We start from the raw sequence: 16,505 nt of genomic DNA on the forward strand, positions 1-16,505 counted from the left end.
CGCCGGGGTCAGCCGGAGAGAATCCGTACTTGATATTCGGTGCCCGTCCCAGGGATGGTGGACGCCATGACGACGACGCCCCGGACAGAGACGACGACCTCGCGGACCCACTCCTGGTCACCGCCCACGATCCCCGCGGACGCGGCGGACCTGTCGGGCCTGGAGTTCCTGGAGCGGCTGGTCGACGGCCGGATCGCGCCGCCGCCGATCGCCGGCACGCTCGGGTTCCGGATGATCCACGTCGAGCGCGGCCTGGCCGTCTTCGAGGGGGAGACCGGCGAGCACCTCTACAACCCGCTCGGAAGCGTGCACGGCGGCTACCTGGCCACCCTGCTCGACTCGGCCCTCGGGTGCGCGGTGATGAGCGAGCTGCCGCCCGGCAAGGCGTACACGACCGTCCAGCTCGGCGTGAACATGGTGCGGCCGGTCTTCGGGCACAGCGGGCCGCTGCGCTGCGAGGGCAGGACGCTGCACGTCGGCCGGACCGTGGCCACCGCGGAGGCGAAGGTCGTGGGCGAGGGCGACGGCAAGCTGTACGCCCACGCCACCACGACCTGCTCGGTCTTCCCGCTGCGCTGACCCCCGCTCCCCGCCGCGCCGACTCCCGCGCCGACTCCCGCGCCGGCCCCCCGCGCCGGTCCTCCGCGTCCCGTCCGGCCGGTCCCCCGTGTGGGGGCCGGCCGGTGTCCGGGGCCGCGCCCGGGGTCGTGCGGGGCTAGTTCTGGCCCGAGCGGGCCTTGAACAGGGCCCGCTTGGCGGCCTTGCCCACCTGCTTGTCGGGATGGGCCTTGCCGATGGCCTCCAGGAGCTCCTCCAGGTGCGGGTGCGGCACCTTCCAGATCACGTCCAGCAGGTTCACCAGGTTCGGCACGTTGCCGATGTCGTCCAGGCTGCTGACGAACTCCGGGCGGCCCAGGCCGGCGGAGATGGTCAGCATGTCGAGGATCAGCCAGTGGGTGTCGGCCTGGGTGGGCGGGGGAGCGTCCTCGACGCCGAGCTGGGCCAGGTGGGTGGCGGCGTACGGGCGCAGGGAGGGCTCCTCCAGGGCCTCCCGCCACGCGGGGGCGGCCACCTCGCCGAGCGAGCCGACCATGCTGGCCGCCTGCACCCGGATCAGCGCGTCCGCGTCGTCCTCGGCCGCGGCCTCCAGCAGGTCCCTGGCGGCCTGTTCGGGGGCGCGCAGCTCCATCCAGGCGGCGAACTCGGCGTCGGCCTCCTCCTCGGGCAGCTCGGCGCCGAAGGAGAGCAGGTCCAGGGCGGTCATCGCGTCGATGGCGGGCCGGGCGTCCAGCTCGATGTCGGCCTCGTCGGCCAGGTGGACCACGCCCTCCATGCCGAGCGGCGTCAGCCGGACCTGGTCGTGCTCGACCTCGACCATGCCGTAGCCGGTCAGCCAGTCGAGCACCGGGTTGAGCGGGTCGCCGTACCGCTCGGTGGCGGCGGCCCAGGCCTCGGCGCCCAGGTCGTCGTACTCGGCGGCGGCCTCGGCCAGCTCGGTGCGGAGCTCGGCCAGCGGCTTGGAGCCGGTCGCCAGCAGCACCCGGACGAGCAGGGCCCGCGTCAGCCCCGACAGGGCGATCGTGGCCTCCTCGTCGTCCAGCTCGGGGTCGCCGTAGTCGATGGAGTGCAGACCGGCCATCCACGCGTCCAGCGCGTCGTCGTCCTCCTCGAAGGGCCACTCGGCGGTGTCGGCGTCGACGCTGACGGTGTCCTCCCCCTCGGGCTGGAGGAAGTCCAGGTCGATGGCGAGGTTCCAGACGTTCCACAGGGCGGGCACCGCGTCGGCCAGCGACGCGCCGCCCGTCTCCGGGACCGGGAAGCCGAGCACCCCCAGGGCCTCGGCGATCTCGGCGTCGCTCAGCAGGCTCGTCTCGCCGACCCGGCGCTCGGTCCCCACCCAGACCGCGAGGTCGCGGGCCTTGGAGATCAGGACCGTCCTACGGGTGGCCGCGGCCAGCTCGGAGTCCGGCCGCAGCCTGATCGTCGGCAGCTCGGAGAGCTCGTCGGCGAACGGCTCGAAGTCGCCGAGCCCCTCGTCCTCCTCGTCGAACTCCTCCTCCTCTTCCTCGTCGTCGGCGGCGACGAGGTCCTCCATGGCGTCGACGAAGTCGTCCTCCAGCTCGTCGAGCTCGGCGAGCAGGTCCTCCAGCGAGGCCGAGCCCCTGGAAAGGCGGCCGGAGTCGGACAGGAAGGTCAGGTAGGCGCGGACCGCCGGCACCATGCCGTCGGCGGCGGCGTCCGGGTCCTCGACCACCTGGGGCATCCGTTCGAGGAGGACCGTGCGCAGATCGGACCGCTTCCACCGGCCCACGTCGTCGGAGGCGACCAGCCGGTGCCACAGCGCGACGGGACCGACCAGGCCGGAGTCGCCGCCGGGCGCGTTCTCACGCGCCCAGAGGATGAAGTTCTGGAGCAGGGGACGCAGTTCAGTCGCGGCTGCCTCGATGCGATCTGTCACCTTCCCAGCCTAGGGGGCGGCAGGGGTGCTCGCCTCCTCATATCGCCCGCCGGAGAGGCCTTGTCGGCGTCGGTTCGGCCTCAGTTGGCGCGGCGCATCGACTCGGTGATCCTTTCGGCGGCGCTGACCACGGGGGCGGCGTGCAGGCGGCCGGGCGTGCGGGTCAGGCGTTCGATCGGGCCGGAGACCGACACCGCGGCCACCACCTTGCCCCCCGCCCCCCTGATCGGCGCCGAGACGCTGGCCACCCCCTGCTCGCGCTCGCCGACGCTGTGCGCCCAGCCCCTGCGCCGCACGCTCGCCAGCGTGGCCGCGGTGAACTTGGCCCCGCGCAGGCCGCGGTGCAGGCGGTCGGGCTCCTCCCAGGCGAGCAGGATCTGCGCCGCGGACCCGGCGAGCATCGGCAGCGCCGAGCCCACGGGCACGGTGTCGCGCAGCCCGCTGGCCCGCTCGGCGGCGGCCACGCAGACCCGTTCGTCCCCCTGGCGCCGGTAGAGCTGGGCGCTCTCGCCGGTCAGGTCCCGCAACTGGGTGAGGACGGGTGAGGCGACGGCCAGCAGCCGGTCCTCGCCGGCGGCCGTGGACAGCTCCGACAGGCGTGGTCCCAGCACGAACCGGCCCTGGGTGTCGCGGGAGACGATGCGGTGGTGCTCCAGCGCCACGGCCAGCCGGTGGGCCGTGGGCCGGGCCAGGCCGGTGGCCTGGACGAGCTGCGCGAGGGAGGCGGGGCCCGCTTCGAGGGCGTTGAGCACGAGGACGGCCTTGTCGAGTACGCCGACTCCGCTAGAGTTGTCCATACACCGATACTGCCGTCTCGACATATGAGAAAGCAAGTGGGTGTGGGACAGCCGATCGCAAGGAGGCGACATGGGCCGCACGCTCGCGGAGAAGGTCTGGGAGCAGCACGTCGTGCGACGTGCGGAAGGAGAACCCGACCTGCTCTACATCGACCTGCACCTCGTTCACGAGGTGACCAGCCCGCAGGCGTTCGACGGCCTGCGGATGGCCGGCCGTCCGGTCAGGCGGCCCGACCTCACGATCGCCACCGAGGATCACAACGTCCCGACCGTACGCGGTCCCATCGACGACCCGGTCTCCCGGGTGCAGGTCGAGACGCTGCGCAAGAACTGCGCCGAGTTCGGCGTCCGGCTGCACCCCATGGGCGACGCCGGTCAGGGTGTGGTGCACATCATCGGCCCGCAGTTCGGCCTGACCCAGCCCGGCATGACCATCGTGTGTGGCGATTCTCACACCTCCACCCACGGCGCCTTCGGCGGCATCGCGTTCGGCATCGGCACCTCCGAGGTGGAGCACGTGCTGGCCACCCAGACGCTGCCGGCCTACCGGCCCAGGACGATGGCCATCGAGGTCTCCGGCCGGCTGCCCGCCGGCGTCACCGCCAAGGACCTCATCCTGGCGATCATCGCCAAGATCGGCACCGGCGGCGGCCAGGGCTACATCGTGGAGTACCGCGGCGAGGCGATCCGCGCGCTCTCCATGGAGGGCCGGATGACCGTCTGCAACATGTCCATCGAGGCCGGCGCCCGCGCCGGTCTGATCGCCCCGGACGAGACCACCTTCGCCTACCTCCAGGGCCGCCCGCACGCCCCGACCGGCGCCGACTGGGACGCCGCGGTGGAGTACTGGCGGTCGCTGGTCACCGACGAGGACGCCGTCTTCGACACCGTCGTGGAGATCGACGCCACCACGCTGACCCCGTTCGTCACCTGGGGGACCAACCCGGGCCAGGGCGCGCCCCTGGGGACGGCCGTGCCGAGGCCGGAGGACACCGACGACCCGGCCGCGGCCGCGCGGGCCCTGGAGTACATGGGCCTGACCGCGGGCACCCCGCTCCGCGACGTCGCCGTGGACACGGTCTTCGTGGGCTCGTGCACCAACGGCCGCCTGGAGGACCTGCGGGCCGTGGCCGACGTATTGCGCGGCCGGCGGGTCGTGACCCGCACGCTGATCGTGCCCGGCTCGATGCTGGTCAAGCTCCAGGCCGAGCAGGAGGGGCTGCACGAGGTCTTCAGGGCCGCCGGCGCCGAGTGGCGCGAGGCGGGCTGCTCGATGTGCCTGGGCATGAACCCCGACACCCTCGCCCCGGGCGAGCGCAGCGCCTCGACCTCCAACCGCAACTTCGAGGGGCGCCAGGGCAAGGGCGGCCGCACCCACCTCGTGTCCCCGCAGGTCGCCGCCGCGACCGCCGTCACCGGCCGGCTCACCGCCCCCGCCGACCTGTAAGGAGTCCCCGCCATGGAAGCGTTCGTCACCCACACCGGCCGGGCCGTGCCGCTGCGCCGCAGCAACGTGGACACCGACCAGATCATCCCCGCCGTCTGGCTCAAGCAGGTCAGCCGGACCGGGTTCGAGAAGGGCCTGTTCTCCGCCTGGCGCGAGGACCCGGGCTTCGTCCTGAACGACCCCGCCCACCAGGGCGCCACGATCCTGCTCGCCGGACCCGACTTCGGCACCGGCTCCTCCCGCGAGCACGCGGTCTGGGCCCTGCAGCAGTACGGCTTCCGCGTCGTGATCGCGGCCAGGTTCGGGGACATCTTCCGTAATAACTCCACCAAGATGGGGCTGCTCCCGGTCGTCCTGCCGGGGGCGGTCGTCGAGGAGCTGCAGTCCGCGGTGGAGGCCGACCCCACCCTGGAGATCACCGTCGACCTGGCCGGACGCCAGGTCCGGTGGGGGGCCGGGACGGTCGCGTTCGAGATCGACGACTACACGCGCTGGCGGCTGATGGAGGGCCTGGACGACATCGGGCTGACCCTGCGCAACGCCGACGCCATAGGGACATACGAGAATGGTCGGCAGCCATGGCTGCCGACGACCGTCTGACGGGTTCAGAACACGAGCTGGCGTGGCGGTTGCGCGAGGCGCACCGCCGCGTCAGGTCCCTGCCCGTCCCCGCGGAGGAGCGCAAGCGCCTCGCGCGACGCCTGCTGAGCATCTGCGACCTGTCCAAGAAGGACGTCGAACACGCCGCAGCGCGTCTTGATTTGTTCCTTCTCAGCATTGATGTCCTGGTTTCAGATACGCCAAGCACTGGAAACATTGCGGAAGGTGATTGAGTCATACGGCTCCGTCCCCTAATTTCAAGCGGGCAGGGGGTTTCTCATCGTGATCGTTGATGAGAGATCTGTGATGAGACCCCTCGCCGTGACAAATCGGGTGAGACGGGTTTTCTGCCTCATGACCCACTCCCGGACATCGGTAAGCAGGGGGAGCAACCTTATGAACAAGAAGGAACTCGTCGACGCCATAGCGGATCGGGTGGGCGACAAGAGAACGGCCACCGAGGCCGTGAACGCGGTGCTCGACGCCATCCAGACCGCCGTCGCGAGTGGCGACAAGGTATCGATCACGGGATTCGGCGCTTTCGAGATGGTGCACAAGCCGGCCCGTACCGCCCGCAACCCTTCGACGGGTGCCGAGATCAGGGTCGCCGAGAGCTGGGGGCCCAAATTCCGGCCGGGCTCGGACTTCAAGGAACTCGTCAACAGCGGCGGGAAGAAGGCCTCGAAGAAGAGGTAGACCTCGGCGCGGACGCCCGGCCCCACGGTGGGGGCCGGGCGTCCGGCTTTTCCCCGGCCAGGCCGGAAAGGGAAAGAAGGAGGCCCCCGAAGCCGGGGGCGGGGGTCACTCGGGGACGGGGAAGGTCGAGAGGGTGACGTAGGAGACGTCGTCGCCGTCCATGACGATGTTCACCCGCTGGCCGGACCTGAGCAGCCGCAGCGGCCCGGCGTCGAACGCCGCCGCCCCGAACGGGATCTCGGTCCCGTCGTCGAGGAAGACCGACCCCGACCGGGTCGCCGGATCGAAGGCCCGCACCGTCGCCTGCACGCCTCCAGCCTAACCCGCCGCCCGGCCCTCGGCCGAGATCCTCTCCGCCACGGCCCGCGTGCGGGGCCCGACGCCCAGGACCAGGGCCCGGCGCAGGTCGCCGGGGGTGTCCACGTCGTGGCGGACCGACTCCACGCCCGGCACCGAGAGCTCGACGGCGCCGCGCCCCAGGTGGCGCTCGCGCGACGCGCCGCCGAACCCCGGGGTGAAGGCCACCCGCGGGCCCACGCCGTAGAAGGTCGTGCCGATCTCGGCGCCGTCGGGCAGGAACGCCTGGTCGAACCCGGAGGCGGCGGCCAGCACGCGGGCCAGCTCGGCCGGGCGCAGGGCGGGCAGATCGGCCTGGAGGGCACCGACGGCCCCGCCGGGCGCCAGCCGCGCCGCCTCGGCCGCTCCGTGCCGCAGGGCGGCGTTCAGGCCCGCCCCCGGGTCGCCGACCACGTGGGCGCCGACCTGGGCGAGGGCCTCCGCCGCCACCGGGTCGCCCGTCACCACGACCACCCGCGCGACGAGCGCGCAGCGCAGCGCGGCCTCGACGGTGTCGCAGGCGATCGCCACCGCCAGCGCGGCCCGGTGCGGGCCCGCCGCGGCCGCCAGGCGGGTCTTGGCGGCGATCAGCGTCTTGACCGGGACGACGAGCGTCCAGGCGGGGTTCTCCGGATCGGACATGAGGCCAAGCATCCCGCCTCGACACCACCGGTGGTGAACCGGGAGACTTGTCGTGCGGCCGGAGATCCCCCGCCCCGTCGCCGTGGAGGAGCCCATGAGACGTCCCGGATGGCCTTCGCGATTCTGGGTCGCCTTCGCCGTGGTGATCGTCAAGCCGATCTCCTGGCTCCTGGTCAGGAAGGACTGGCGTCACGTCGACCGGCTGCCCCGGGAGGGCGGCATCATCATGGTCACCAACCACCTGTCCTGGCTGGACCCCATCCTGATCGCGCACTTCCTCTACAACAACGGCCGCTGGCCGGTGATCCTCGCCAAGTCGGGGCTCTTCTCGGTGCCGGTGATCGGCCACCTGGTGCGCGTGATGCAGGCCATCCCGGTCCACCGGGGGAGCGTGGACGCCGCCCGCTCGCTGGAGGAGTCCCGGCGGCGGCTCGCCGCCGGGGCGTGCGTGATGTTCTACCCGGAGGGCACCTGCACCCGGGACCCGGACTTCTGGCCCATGGAGGGCAAGACCGGCGCCGCCCGGCTGGCGCTGGCCACCGGGGCGACGGTGATCCCGGTCGCCCACTGGGGCGTCCAGGAGATCCTGCCGTACGGCGCGAGAAGGCCCAGGCTGCTGCCCCGCAGGACCTTCAGCGTGCAGCCGGGACCTCCGGTGGACCTGTCGAGGTACGCAGGGGTGCCGCCCGGCGCGGAGGTGCTGCGCGCCGCGACCGCCGACATCATGGAGGCCGTCACGGCCCAGCTCGCCGAGCTCCGCGGGGAGAAGCCCCCTCCGGCGCCCATGGCGCGTCCTTCGGGCCACTGACTTCGGCGTACGGTGATGAAATGACCAAGGCGGCTGTATTCGGCACGGGTTCGTGGGGAACCACGTTCAGCATGATCCTCGCCGGGGCGGGCACCCGGACGACGATCTGGGGCCGCAGGGCGGAGGTCGTCGAGGCGATCGACCTGCGTCACGAGAACCCCGACTACCTGCCGGGCGCGGCGCTGCCCGAGACGCTGCGGGCCACCACCGACCCCGCCGAGGCCCTCGACGGCGCCGACTTCGTGGTGCTCGCGGTGCCCTCCCAGACCCTGCGGCAGAACCTGCTCGCCTGGAAGCCGCACCTGCCGCCGGAGGCGGTGCTGGTCAGCCTGATGAAGGGCATCGAGCTGGGCACCACCAAGCGGATGAGCGAGGTGATCTGCGAGGTCGCCGAGGTGCCGCAGGAACGGGTCGCGGTGGTCTCCGGGCCCAACCTGGCCGGGGAGATCGTCCGGGGCCAGCCCGCCGCGACCGTGGTCGCCTGCACCGACGAGCGGGCGATGGAGCGGCTGCAGGAGGCGTGCCACCTGCCGCCGTGGTTCCGCCCCTACACCAACCCGGACGTCGTGGGCGTCGAGCTCGGCGGCGCCGTGAAGAACGTGATCGCCCTGGCGGTCGGCGTGTCGGCGGGGATGGGGCTCGGCGACAACGTCGGGGCGATGCTGATGACCCGCGGACTGGCCGAGATCTCCCGGCTGGGCGCGGCGCTCGGCGCCGACCCGCACACGTTCGCGGGCCTGGCGGGCATGGGCGACCTGGTGGCCACCTGCACGTCCCCGCTGTCGCGCAACCGCACCTTCGGCGAGAACCTCGGGCGGGGCATGACCCTGACCGAGGTCGTCGCCGCCACCCGGCAGACCGCCGAGGGGGTCAAGTCCTGCGAGTCCGTGCTCGAACTGGCCAGGAAGCACGACGTGGAGATGCCGATCACCGAGGTGGTGGTGGCCGTCGTCCACGACGCGATGCCCCCGAGCGAGGCCGCGGTGCTCCTGATGTCACGGACCCCCAAGCCGGAGCGGTACGGGGTGTGAGAGGGGCGGCGGAACGGGTACGAGGGGACGGGCACCCACGGCCCGCCCGCCCTCCGCGGGACGGCGGGCCGCGGCGAGCCCGTCGTGCCTGCCGGGCGGCGGGCCCGCGCCGGGCGGTCGCCTCCCCGCCGGGCGACGGCCGGGCGGTCGCTTCCCCGCCGGGTCCAAGGCCGCAGAGGACCCCGGCGTGGACATGACCAAGAGGGCGGGCTCCCTACCCACATCGAGTAGATAGGCGCGTCTAACAGCCGGATTGCCCTCTAACAGGGGGTACATTCGGTCATCATGAGCCAGCAGCACGAACCCCTGCCGAGGGTCGCCGTCCTCTTCGGCGGTCGCAACTCCGAGCACGCCGTCTCCATCATGGGGGCCGGAAGCGTGCTGGAGGTCATCGACCGCTCCAGGTACGAGGTCATCCCCATCGGGATCGCGCGGGACGGCCGGTGGGTACTCGCCTCGGGGGAGCAGCGCTACGAGATCGAGGGCGGCGAGCTGCCCGTGGTGGAGGCGGAGAGCGCGACGCTGGCCCTGAGCTCGGGCGGCGGCTCGCTGGTGGCGTACGACCCCGGCAGCATCCCCGTGGAGCTCGGCCACGTCGACGTCGTCTTCCCCGTGATGCACGGGCCCTTCGCCGAGGACGGCACGATCCAGGGGCTGCTGGAGATGGCCGGGGTCCGCTACGTCGGCTCCGGGGTGCTGGCCAGTTCGGTCGGCATGGACAAGGCGTACATGAAGACGATCCTCGCCGCCGCGGGGCTGCCCGTCGGCCCGTACGTGGCGATCCGCGACCGCGACTGGCGGACCGAGCGGGAGCGGGTCCTCAAGGAGGTCCAGGAGCTCGGCTGGCCGGTCTTCGTCAAGCCCGCCCGCGCCGGGTCCAGCCAGGGCATCTCCAAGGCGGCCGACCTGGAGGAGCTGGAGCGGGCCATCGAGTTCGCCCGCGAGCACGACCCCAAGGTGCTGGTGGAGGCGGCCATCGTCGGCCGCGAGATCGAGTGCGCGGTGCTGGAGTCGCCGGGTGACGAGGCGCCCCGGGCCAGCCTGCCCGGTGAGGTGCTGGTCCACGGCGACCACGAGTTCTTCGACTTCGACGCCAAGTACGTCGGGAGCGACATGTCGCTCGCGGTGCCCGCCGACATCCCCGAGGAGACCTCCGAGGAGCTGCGCGCGATGGCCGTGCGCGCCTTCGAGGCGCTGGGCTGCGAGGGCCTGTCACGGGTCGACTTCTTCCACACCCCCGACGGACGGCTGATCGTCAACGAGATCAACACCATGCCGGGCTTCACCGCCATGTCGGTCGCGCCGCAGCTCTGGGCCGCCACCGGGGTGCCCTACGCCGAGCTGGTCGACCGGCTGATCCGGCTCGCGCTGGCCCGCCCGGCAGGCCTGCGCTAGACACCCGGCCGATCCGCTCCGGCCCGCGTCGGCCGGTCCGCACCGGTCGGCGGGCGGTCGGATCACGGCGGACGGGACGCCGCGGCGGGGCCGGTCACCGCAGGGCGGGCTCCGGCAGGGCCGCCTTGATCGGCACCGCCAGGTCGACCAGCACGTTCTGCGGGACGTGCTCCCGCGCGACCGTCACCTCGACGTAGGCCTGCCTGCCGATCGCCGTGAAGAGCGCCGGCCTGGCCGGGTCGGCGTACCAGGCCACCCCGTCGATCTCGGGCACCTGGTCGGTGGGCGACATCGTCGCCGGGCGCGGAACCCCGCAGCGCAGCGCGATGCGGCCCGCCCCCCACACCGCGACGTACGGTGAGACCGGGTCGGACTCGGCCCGCTCCTGGCCGTCGAGGGTGCGCGGGAGCCGCTCGGCGAGCGACCGGCACCCCGCGACGGCGGGCCCCTCGGGCACGGGCGGCTCGACCCGCACGGCGCCGCCGCATCCGGCCAGGATCAGCAGGACGCAGGCGTACACGGCCCGCCGGGCGGGCCGGCGCGCCATGACAGGGTTCGACGGGTCAGATGTGGACGATGGGGCACGTGAGGGTACGCGTGATCCCCTCCACGCCCTGGATCTGAGCCACCACGAGCTTGCCCAGCTCATCGACGTTATGCGCCTCCGCTCGCACGATCACATCGTACGGACCGGTGACGTCCTCGGCCTGCGTGACACCGGAGATCCTGGAGATCTCCTGAGCCACGCTCGCGGCCTTGCCGACCTCGGTCTGAATAAGGATGTAGGCCTGCACCATCACGACCTCCCGGGCGATTGGATCAGTGCCGAAGGGCCACCGTACCCTGTGATGAACGGGAGGTGTGTCATCACAGTAGGAGATCTCGGCGAATTCGGGGTTGTTGCACGTATTGCCGGACGCCTGCCCCAGGGAGGGACGGTACTTCTCGGCCCCGGGGACGACGCCGCGGTGGTGAGCGCTCCCGACGCGCGGGTCGTCGTCACGACGGACCTGTTGCTCGAGGGTAGGCACTTCCGCCGCGACTGGTCCAGCGGCTACGACATCGGGCGCAAGGCCGCGGCGCAGAACCTCTCGGACGTGGCCGCCATGGGGGCCCACCCCACCGCCATCGTGGTCGGCCTGGGGCTGCCCGCCGGCGCCGCCACCGGCTGGCTGGACGACCTCACCGACGGCTTCCGGGACGAGTGCCACCTGGTCGGCGCGAGTGTGGCGGGAGGCGACATCACCCGCTCCGACCTCGTGGTGATCTCCGTCACCGCCCTGGGCGACCTGGGCGGACGGCCGCCGGTCACCCGGTCGGGGGCCCGGGCCGGGGACGTGGTCGCGGTCGCGGGCCGTCTCGGGTACGCCGCGGCGGGGCTCGCCCTGCTCGGCGCGAGGCCGACCGAGCCCACCGGGCCGACCACGCCGACCACGCCGACCGGGCCGACCACGCCGACCGAGTTGGCCGAGTTGGCCGAGTTGATCGATGCCCACCGCCGCCCGGCTCCCCCCTACGCGCGCGGCCCCCAGGCCGCCGTCCTGGGCGCCACCGCCATGCTCGACGTCAGCGACGGGCTGGTCCAGGACCTGGGCCACGTGGCCGCCGCGTCCGGGGTGGCGCTGCTGCTGGAGGCGGAGGCGTTCACCGTCCCGCCGGTGATGCGCGAGGCCGCCCGGCTGACCGGCACCGACCCGCTGGAGTGGGTGCTCGCCGGAGGGGAGGACCACGCGCTCGCCGCCACCTTCCCCGCCGGGCTGGACCTGCCCGAGGGGTGGACCGTGGTCGGCCGGGCGGCCGGAGGGGCGGGAGTGCAGGTCAACGGCGTCTCACTGGATCGCGGCGGGTGGGACCACTTCCGGGAGTGACGTTCCTCACCCTGTGCGACATTTGTGAAAATTGCGACAAACGTTTACCGAACTGGTATGAAGATGGGCGGTCGTGATTCCCTCTAGGAAGGGGCTGTATGGGCCGCCACGGTGGAAACGGGGACGAGACACCCCCGGACCGGGGTGAACACGGGTCGGAGCCCGCTCCGGGACCCGCTCCGGAGCTGGGCCCGCGGAACGAGCCGGTCGGGCGCAGGCTCCGCCCCGAGGAGTCGGTGGTCACCGAGCCCCGGACGGGTTTCCTGGGATCGGGGTGGACGTCGGAGTCCGAGCCGTCCGTCTCGGCCGCCCCGTGGCCCGAGGACGACGAGAAGCCCGGCGGGCGGGTCAGGATGACGCTGCTGGTCGTCGCCGCCGTGGTCGTGCTGCTCGGCGGCACCGTGGCCGGTGTCCGCGTGATGACCGGCTCGGAGAAGCCCGCCTGCCCGCCCGCCGGTTGCGTCACGGCGGCGTCGAACCAGCCCGTCCCGGCCGACGAGTCCGCCGACCCCGACGGCGGTGACCCCGACGGCACCGGCGACGCCGCGCCGTCCGAGGACCCCTCCGAGGCGGGCGACGAGACCGCCGGGCCCAGTCCTTCCCCGGCCCCCGTCACCACCCGCAGGGGCGGCGAGGCCACCTCCGCGCCGCGTCCCACCACGACGCGCAGGGCCACCCGCGCCCCCAGGGGCGACGAGGACACGCCGGACGCCCGCAGGCCGTCGTCCACGAGCAAGCCCGAGCCCGGCGCCACCACCGCCGAGCCCCTGGTCAACGACGACCCCGACCCGGCTCCCACCGGGGCGCCCACGCAGGCCCCGAGCACCGCCGCGCCCACCCCCGAACCCGTCCCCAGCGGCGACGACTCCCTGGAACGTCCCGCGCCGCTCACCGGAGGCGCCGCGGTCACGGTCGGCGCCGAGGTCGTGGACCAGGAGGTCCGCACCTACACCGTCCGGCTGGAGGTCGCCGCGGACGAGAGCGTCGACGGCCTCACGGTGAGCCTGCCGGTCGGCGGCGAGGTCTCCTCGCTGGAGGGGGCCACGTGGGATCAGATCGGCGAGGACCTGGTGATCGAGTCGCCGGCCGGCCTGAAGGCCGGTGATCGGCTCGTGGTCACCTACACCGCGCGCGGGGACGCGACCGTTCCACGCAGTTGCCGGAGCGACCAGGGCGAGTGCGCCGTCGCCTGACCCCGTGAACCCCTCACCCCGTGACCCCGGGGCCCGTGACCGCGGCCCGGGCCGTGATCCCGGGGCCGTGGCCTGAGGCGTGATCCCGGGGCCGTGGCCCGGACCGTGATCCTCGCCGTCCGAACCGGCGCTCCCGGACCCTCGCCGGGGGCGTCCCGAGGATCGCCGCCCGAGCCGAGGTCCCGGCCCGAGCTGGTTGGATGGGAGACATGACCGATTCGACCCCCCCTCGCGTCCTGACCGTCGCCGGTTCCGACTCCGGAGGCGGCGCGGGCATCCAGGCCGACCTGAAGACCATGCTGGCGCTGGGCGTGCACGGCATGAGCGTGATCGCCGCCGTGACCGCCCAGAACTCGACGGGGGTCCAGGGCTACTGGGAGCTCCCGGCGGAGGCGGTCCGCGCCCAGCTCGACTCGGTGCTCGGCGACATCGGCGCCCAGGCGGTCAAGACCGGCATGCTCGCCTCACCCGTGCTGGTCGAGACGGTGGCCGAGGTGCTGGCGGGGCTGGACGTGCCCGTGGTCGTGGACCCGGTCGGCGTCTCCAAGCACGGCGACTCCCTCCTGGCTCCCGAGGCCGTGGAGACGATGAGGTCGCGCCTGCTGCCCACGGCCACCGTGGTCACCCCCAACCTGTGGGAGGTCCTCCAGCTCACCGGTGTGAAGGTCGAGGACGAGTCCGACCTGCGACGCGCCGCCGACGCCGTCCTGGAGCTCGGCCCCGCCTGGGCGCTCGTCAAGGGCGGCCACCTGCCGGGAGCGCCGGTGGACCTGCTGACCGACGGGAGCCGGGAGTTCCGCTTCACCGCCGAACGCCACGACAACCGCCACACCCACGGCACCGGCTGCACCCTGGCCTCGGCGATCGCCTCCCACCTGGCCCTCGGCGAGGACGTGCCCTGCGCGGTGGAGAAGGCCAAGGAGTACGTCACCGGCGCGATCGCGCGCGGGTTCCCCCTGGGGGCGGGCATCGGCCCGGTGGACCACGCCTGGCGGCTGCGCCCCTCCTGAGGTCCCCGGGAACGACGGAGCCCGCCGCCCCGATGGGGACGACGGGCTTCGCGAAGGCTCGGGTCAGCGAGCGACCTTGCCCGCCTTGATGCAGGAGGTGCAAACGTTCAGCCGCTTCGGCGTGCCGTTCACCACTGCGCGCACGGGCTGGATGTTCGGGTTCCAGCGGCGGCGGGTGCGGCGGTGCGAGTGGGAGACGTTGTTGCCGAAAGTCGGCTTCTTAGCGCAAACGTCGCAAACGGAAGCCACGGTTCGCTCCTTAGATCAGTCGAGAGGCTCGATCCGCCGCACTGCCGGGCGGTCATCGGGCATGCCGGGACGACCGGCTGGCCATACGAGAATATCCGATGTCCGGTCGTGCACGCGAACGCGAGCCGCCGTGAGCGGCCGGACGGGGATAATCTCCGGAGGCAACCGTAGCGCATCACGGGACACGCCACCGCTGGTCGCGTACGGAGAACGGTACGGACGCGGTGTGGACGCGGCCGCGAGCAGGAGGTCAGGGATGTTGCAGGTTCTCGACCCGCCCGCGGTCCGCAGGTGGTCGCGGCTGGCCGCGGAGACCCTGGGCAGGGGACGCGAGGAGATCGACGCCCTCAACGTCTTCCCGGTGCCCGACGGCGACACCGGCACCAACCTGCACCTGACCATGCTGTCGGCGGCCGAGGCGCTCGACGGGCTGCCCGGCGACGCGGACGCGGCCCGCACCTGGCAGGCGCTCGCGCAGGGGGCGCTGCTGGGGGCCCGGGGCAACTCCGGAGTGATCGTCAGCCAGGCGTTGCGCGGCCTCGCCGAGGTGCTCGGAAAGGCCCGTGGGGACGGGCCGGATCTCGGACGCGGCCTGGTGCGGGCCGCCGAGCTGGCCCGCGCCGCGGTCTCCAGGCCGGTCGAGGGCACGATCCTGAGCGTCCTGACGGCCGTGGCCGCGGCGGTACGCGGCGAGCCGGCGACCGAGGCCGGGCACCCGGGCCCGGCCGCGCGGAACGCCCCGGCCTCCGTCGCATGCGGCGACCCGGCCCCCGTCATGGGGAACGATCTCGCCTCGGTCGCGCGGAGCGCCGCGCGGGAGGCGCGCGCAGCGCTCCGCCGTACCCCCGACCAGCTCGACGTCCTGGCCCGCAACGGGGTGGTCGACGCCGGCGCCGCCGGCCTGGCCCTCATCCTGGAGAGCCTCGCCGCCGTCGTCACCGACTCCTACACCGGACGGGTGGACGTCCCCGCCCCGGTCCGCCCGTCCGGGGAGGCCGCGCGACGGGACACCGGGGACGCCGGGGAGAGCGCCGGCGGGCCCGGCTACGAGGTCATGTACCTCCTCGACGCCACCGAGGCCGAGGTCGCGGCGCTGCGCGAGGAGCTCGACGCGCTCGGCGACTCGCTCGTGGTCGTGGGCGGCGACGGCCTGTGGAACGTGCACGTCCACACCGACGACGCCGGCGCCGCGATCGAGGCGGCCGTGCGGCGGGGACGGCCCCACCGGATCATGGTGACGTACCTGGCCGGCCACGGCAGGACCCACCCGGCCACCCGGGGGCGGGGCGTGGTCGCGGTGGCCGCGGGGCCGGGGCTGGCCGCGGTGTTCGAGGAGGCGGGCGCCGTGGTCGTACGCCGCGAACCCGGCTCGACCCCGCCGCTGGCGGCGGTGCTGGCCGCGATCAGGAAGGCCGGGGCGCAGGTCGTGGTCCTGCCCAACGACAGCGGCGTCCGCGAGGTCGCGGTGGCCGCCGCCGAGATCGCCCGCGAGGAGGGCCTGACGGTCGGCGTGATCCCGACCAGGGCCTCGGTGCAGGGACTGTCGGCGCTGGCCGTGCACGACCCGCTGCGCCGTTTCGACGACGACGTGGTGGCCATGACCGAGGCCGCCGCGCACACCCGCCACGGCCACGTCTGGGCGGCCGACCGCGAGGTGATGACCAGCGCGGGCCTGGTCGTGCCCGGCGACGTGCTGGGGGTGGTCGACGGGGAGGCCGCGGTGATCGGCGCGGACCTGGCCGGCACCGCCCTGGAGGTGGCCCGCCGGCTGGTGTCCTCGGGCAGCGAGCTGGTCACCCTCCTGGAGGGCGCCGGGACCTCCGGCGGGCCGGCCCGCGCCGTGCAGGAGTACCTGGCCACCACCAGGCCGGACGTCGAGGTGGTGCGCTACGAGGGCGGGCAGGGGGGCTATCCGCTGCTCATCGGCGTCGAGTGAGCCGGGCGAGGTGAATTCTGTCGCCCGGGCACGGTAGAA

Annotated in this window: 19 protein-coding genes; 12 read left to right on the top strand and 7 right to left on the bottom strand. The window is 73.3% G+C overall.

What is annotated here, in order from left to right; genetic code table 11:
* The first annotated feature begins 66 nt into the window (after nucleotides 1–66).
* Complete coding sequence (locus AB0G16_RS07225; protein WP_362799997.1) at nucleotides 67–579, top strand: PaaI family thioesterase; 513 nt, start codon at nucleotides 67–69, stop codon at nucleotides 577–579.
* Nucleotides 580–715: 136 nt separating this feature from the next.
* Here AB0G16_RS07225 and AB0G16_RS07230 read toward each other — a convergent pair whose 3' ends face one another.
* Both AB0G16_RS07230 and AB0G16_RS07235 read right to left on the bottom strand, forming a co-directional pair.
* Nucleotides 716–2,458 (bottom strand): hypothetical protein, encoded by a 1,743-nt coding sequence (locus AB0G16_RS07230; RefSeq protein WP_362800000.1) that lies wholly within the window; start codon nucleotides 2,456–2,458, stop codon nucleotides 716–718.
* An 80-nt stretch (nucleotides 2,459–2,538) separates the two neighbouring features.
* Entirely contained in the window at nucleotides 2,539–3,255 is a 717-nt protein-coding gene (locus tag AB0G16_RS07235; protein ID WP_362800003.1) for an IclR family transcriptional regulator, read from the bottom strand.
* 70 nt (nucleotides 3,256–3,325) lie between these two features.
* On the opposite strand from AB0G16_RS07235, the gene leuC reads away from it, so the two are divergent.
* The 4 genes from leuC to AB0G16_RS07255 all read left to right on the top strand — a co-directional run bounded on the left by leuC (nucleotide 3,326) and on the right by AB0G16_RS07255 (nucleotide 5,998).
* Nucleotides 3,326–4,702 carry a 3-isopropylmalate dehydratase large subunit gene (gene leuC / locus AB0G16_RS07240; protein ID WP_362800007.1) on the top strand — a complete coding sequence of 459 codons (1,377 nt, stop codon included), beginning with the start codon at nucleotides 3,326–3,328 and terminating at the stop codon, nucleotides 4,700–4,702.
* Nucleotides 4,703–4,714: 12 nt separating this feature from the next.
* On the top strand, nucleotides 4,715–5,302 hold the full coding sequence (gene leuD, locus AB0G16_RS07245; RefSeq protein WP_362800010.1) for a 3-isopropylmalate dehydratase small subunit: 588 nt from the start codon (nucleotides 4,715–4,717) through the stop codon (nucleotides 5,300–5,302).
* Nucleotides 5,281–5,535 carry a hypothetical protein gene (locus tag AB0G16_RS07250; protein ID WP_362800013.1) on the top strand — a complete coding sequence of 85 codons (255 nt, stop codon included), beginning with the start codon at nucleotides 5,281–5,283 and terminating at the stop codon, nucleotides 5,533–5,535. The genes leuD and AB0G16_RS07250 overlap by 22 nt, the downstream gene beginning before the upstream one ends.
* 163 nt (nucleotides 5,536–5,698) lie before the next feature.
* Entirely contained in the window at nucleotides 5,699–5,998 is a 300-nt protein-coding gene (locus tag AB0G16_RS07255; RefSeq protein ID WP_362800210.1) for an HU family DNA-binding protein, read from the top strand.
* A 105-nt stretch (nucleotides 5,999–6,103) separates the two neighbouring features.
* On the opposite strand, the gene AB0G16_RS07260 is transcribed toward AB0G16_RS07255, so the two are convergent.
* Together AB0G16_RS07260 and cofC are read right to left on the bottom strand one after the other, a co-directional pair.
* Nucleotides 6,104–6,307: a hypothetical protein gene (locus AB0G16_RS07260; protein WP_362800015.1), complete on the bottom strand. Its 204-nt coding sequence runs from the start codon at nucleotides 6,305–6,307 to the stop codon at nucleotides 6,104–6,106.
* 9 nt (nucleotides 6,308–6,316) lie between these two features.
* Nucleotides 6,317–6,976: a 2-phospho-L-lactate guanylyltransferase gene (gene cofC / locus AB0G16_RS07265; RefSeq protein ID WP_362800018.1), complete on the bottom strand. Its 660-nt coding sequence runs from the start codon at nucleotides 6,974–6,976 to the stop codon at nucleotides 6,317–6,319.
* A 94-nt stretch (nucleotides 6,977–7,070) separates the two neighbouring features.
* Here cofC and AB0G16_RS07270 point away from each other — a divergent pair, with 94 nt between their 5' ends.
* From AB0G16_RS07270 to AB0G16_RS07280, 3 genes are all read left to right on the top strand, one after another.
* Nucleotides 7,071–7,784 carry a lysophospholipid acyltransferase family protein gene (locus tag AB0G16_RS07270; protein ID WP_362800021.1) on the top strand — a complete coding sequence of 238 codons (714 nt, stop codon included), beginning with the start codon at nucleotides 7,071–7,073 and terminating at the stop codon, nucleotides 7,782–7,784.
* Nucleotides 7,785–7,804: 20 nt separating this feature from the next.
* Nucleotides 7,805–8,815, top strand: coding sequence for an NAD(P)H-dependent glycerol-3-phosphate dehydrogenase (locus AB0G16_RS07275; protein ID WP_362800024.1), 1,011 nt, complete (start codon nucleotides 7,805–7,807; stop codon nucleotides 8,813–8,815).
* 285 nt (nucleotides 8,816–9,100) lie between these two features.
* Nucleotides 9,101–10,210 carry a D-alanine--D-alanine ligase family protein gene (locus AB0G16_RS07280; protein ID WP_362800027.1) on the top strand — a complete coding sequence of 370 codons (1,110 nt, stop codon included), beginning with the start codon at nucleotides 9,101–9,103 and terminating at the stop codon, nucleotides 10,208–10,210.
* Nucleotides 10,211–10,304: 94 nt separating this feature from the next.
* Here the strand turns inward: AB0G16_RS07280 and AB0G16_RS07285 are convergent, their stop codons facing one another.
* Both AB0G16_RS07285 and AB0G16_RS07290 read right to left on the bottom strand, forming a co-directional pair.
* Nucleotides 10,305–10,757, bottom strand: coding sequence for a DUF3515 family protein (locus tag AB0G16_RS07285; RefSeq protein ID WP_362800030.1), 453 nt, complete (start codon nucleotides 10,755–10,757; stop codon nucleotides 10,305–10,307).
* A 16-nt stretch (nucleotides 10,758–10,773) separates the two neighbouring features.
* Nucleotides 10,774–11,007 carry an Lrp/AsnC ligand binding domain-containing protein gene (locus AB0G16_RS07290; RefSeq protein WP_362800033.1) on the bottom strand — a complete coding sequence of 78 codons (234 nt, stop codon included), beginning with the start codon at nucleotides 11,005–11,007 and terminating at the stop codon, nucleotides 10,774–10,776.
* 51 nt (nucleotides 11,008–11,058) lie between these two features.
* Here AB0G16_RS07290 and AB0G16_RS07295 point away from each other — a divergent pair, with 51 nt between their 5' ends.
* The 3 genes from AB0G16_RS07295 to thiD all read left to right on the top strand — a co-directional run bounded on the left by AB0G16_RS07295 (nucleotide 11,059) and on the right by thiD (nucleotide 14,281).
* The gene (locus tag AB0G16_RS07295) at nucleotides 11,059–12,078 is read left to right on the top strand and encodes a thiamine-phosphate kinase (RefSeq protein WP_362800036.1); all 1,020 of its coding nucleotides are present in this window, start codon (nucleotides 11,059–11,061) and stop codon (nucleotides 12,076–12,078) included.
* 236 nt (nucleotides 12,079–12,314) lie between these two features.
* Nucleotides 12,315–13,271 carry a hypothetical protein gene (locus AB0G16_RS07300; protein ID WP_362800039.1) on the top strand — a complete coding sequence of 319 codons (957 nt, stop codon included), beginning with the start codon at nucleotides 12,315–12,317 and terminating at the stop codon, nucleotides 13,269–13,271.
* Between the two features lie 200 nt (nucleotides 13,272–13,471).
* Nucleotides 13,472–14,281, top strand: a complete 810-nt coding sequence (gene thiD, locus AB0G16_RS07305) for a bifunctional hydroxymethylpyrimidine kinase/phosphomethylpyrimidine kinase (RefSeq protein WP_362800043.1) — start codon at nucleotides 13,472–13,474, stop codon at nucleotides 14,279–14,281.
* A gap of 63 nt (nucleotides 14,282–14,344) precedes the next feature.
* Here the strand turns inward: thiD and rpmB are convergent, their stop codons facing one another.
* Nucleotides 14,345–14,530, bottom strand: a complete 186-nt coding sequence (gene rpmB / locus AB0G16_RS07310; protein WP_362800046.1) for a 50S ribosomal protein L28 — start codon at nucleotides 14,528–14,530, stop codon at nucleotides 14,345–14,347.
* Between the two features lie 256 nt (nucleotides 14,531–14,786).
* Here rpmB and AB0G16_RS07315 point away from each other — a divergent pair, with 256 nt between their 5' ends.
* Nucleotides 14,787–16,466, top strand: coding sequence for a DAK2 domain-containing protein (locus tag AB0G16_RS07315; RefSeq protein WP_362800049.1), 1,680 nt, complete (start codon nucleotides 14,787–14,789; stop codon nucleotides 16,464–16,466).
* Nucleotides 16,467–16,505: the final 39 nt, after the last annotated feature.

The organism is Streptosporangium sp. NPDC023615 (genome assembly GCF_040640155.1).
Taxonomy (GTDB): domain Bacteria; phylum Actinomycetota; class Actinomycetes; order Streptosporangiales; family Streptosporangiaceae; genus Streptosporangium.

What these genes read in the sequence shown, in the direction of transcription:
- AB0G16_RS07225 (WP_362799997.1), top strand. Translation starts at nt 67, where the DNA reads ATGACGACGACGCCCCGGACAGAGACGACGACCTCGCGGACCCACTCC.
- AB0G16_RS07235 (WP_362800003.1), bottom strand. Translation starts at nt 3,255, where the DNA reads ATGGACAACTCTAGCGGAGTCGGCGTACTCGACAAGGCCGTCCTCGTG.
- leuC (WP_362800007.1), top strand. Translation starts at nt 3,326, where the DNA reads ATGGGCCGCACGCTCGCGGAGAAGGTCTGGGAGCAGCACGTCGTGCGA.
- leuD (WP_362800010.1), top strand. Translation starts at nt 4,715, where the DNA reads ATGGAAGCGTTCGTCACCCACACCGGCCGGGCCGTGCCGCTGCGCCGC.
- AB0G16_RS07250 (WP_362800013.1), top strand. Translation starts at nt 5,281, where the DNA reads ATGGCTGCCGACGACCGTCTGACGGGTTCAGAACACGAGCTGGCGTGG.
- AB0G16_RS07255 (WP_362800210.1), top strand. Translation starts at nt 5,699, where the DNA reads ATGAACAAGAAGGAACTCGTCGACGCCATAGCGGATCGGGTGGGCGAC.
- cofC (WP_362800018.1), bottom strand. Translation starts at nt 6,976, where the DNA reads ATGTCCGATCCGGAGAACCCCGCCTGGACGCTCGTCGTCCCGGTCAAG.
- AB0G16_RS07270 (WP_362800021.1), top strand. Translation starts at nt 7,071, where the DNA reads ATGAGACGTCCCGGATGGCCTTCGCGATTCTGGGTCGCCTTCGCCGTG.
- AB0G16_RS07275 (WP_362800024.1), top strand. Translation starts at nt 7,805, where the DNA reads ATGACCAAGGCGGCTGTATTCGGCACGGGTTCGTGGGGAACCACGTTC.
- AB0G16_RS07280 (WP_362800027.1), top strand. Translation starts at nt 9,101, where the DNA reads ATGAGCCAGCAGCACGAACCCCTGCCGAGGGTCGCCGTCCTCTTCGGC.
- AB0G16_RS07285 (WP_362800030.1), bottom strand. Translation starts at nt 10,757, where the DNA reads ATGGCGCGCCGGCCCGCCCGGCGGGCCGTGTACGCCTGCGTCCTGCTG.
- AB0G16_RS07290 (WP_362800033.1), bottom strand. Translation starts at nt 11,007, where the DNA reads ATGGTGCAGGCCTACATCCTTATTCAGACCGAGGTCGGCAAGGCCGCG.
- AB0G16_RS07295 (WP_362800036.1), top strand. Translation starts at nt 11,059, where the DNA reads ATGAACGGGAGGTGTGTCATCACAGTAGGAGATCTCGGCGAATTCGGG.
- thiD (WP_362800043.1), top strand. Translation starts at nt 13,472, where the DNA reads ATGGGAGACATGACCGATTCGACCCCCCCTCGCGTCCTGACCGTCGCC.
- AB0G16_RS07315 (WP_362800049.1), top strand. Translation starts at nt 14,787, where the DNA reads ATGTTGCAGGTTCTCGACCCGCCCGCGGTCCGCAGGTGGTCGCGGCTG.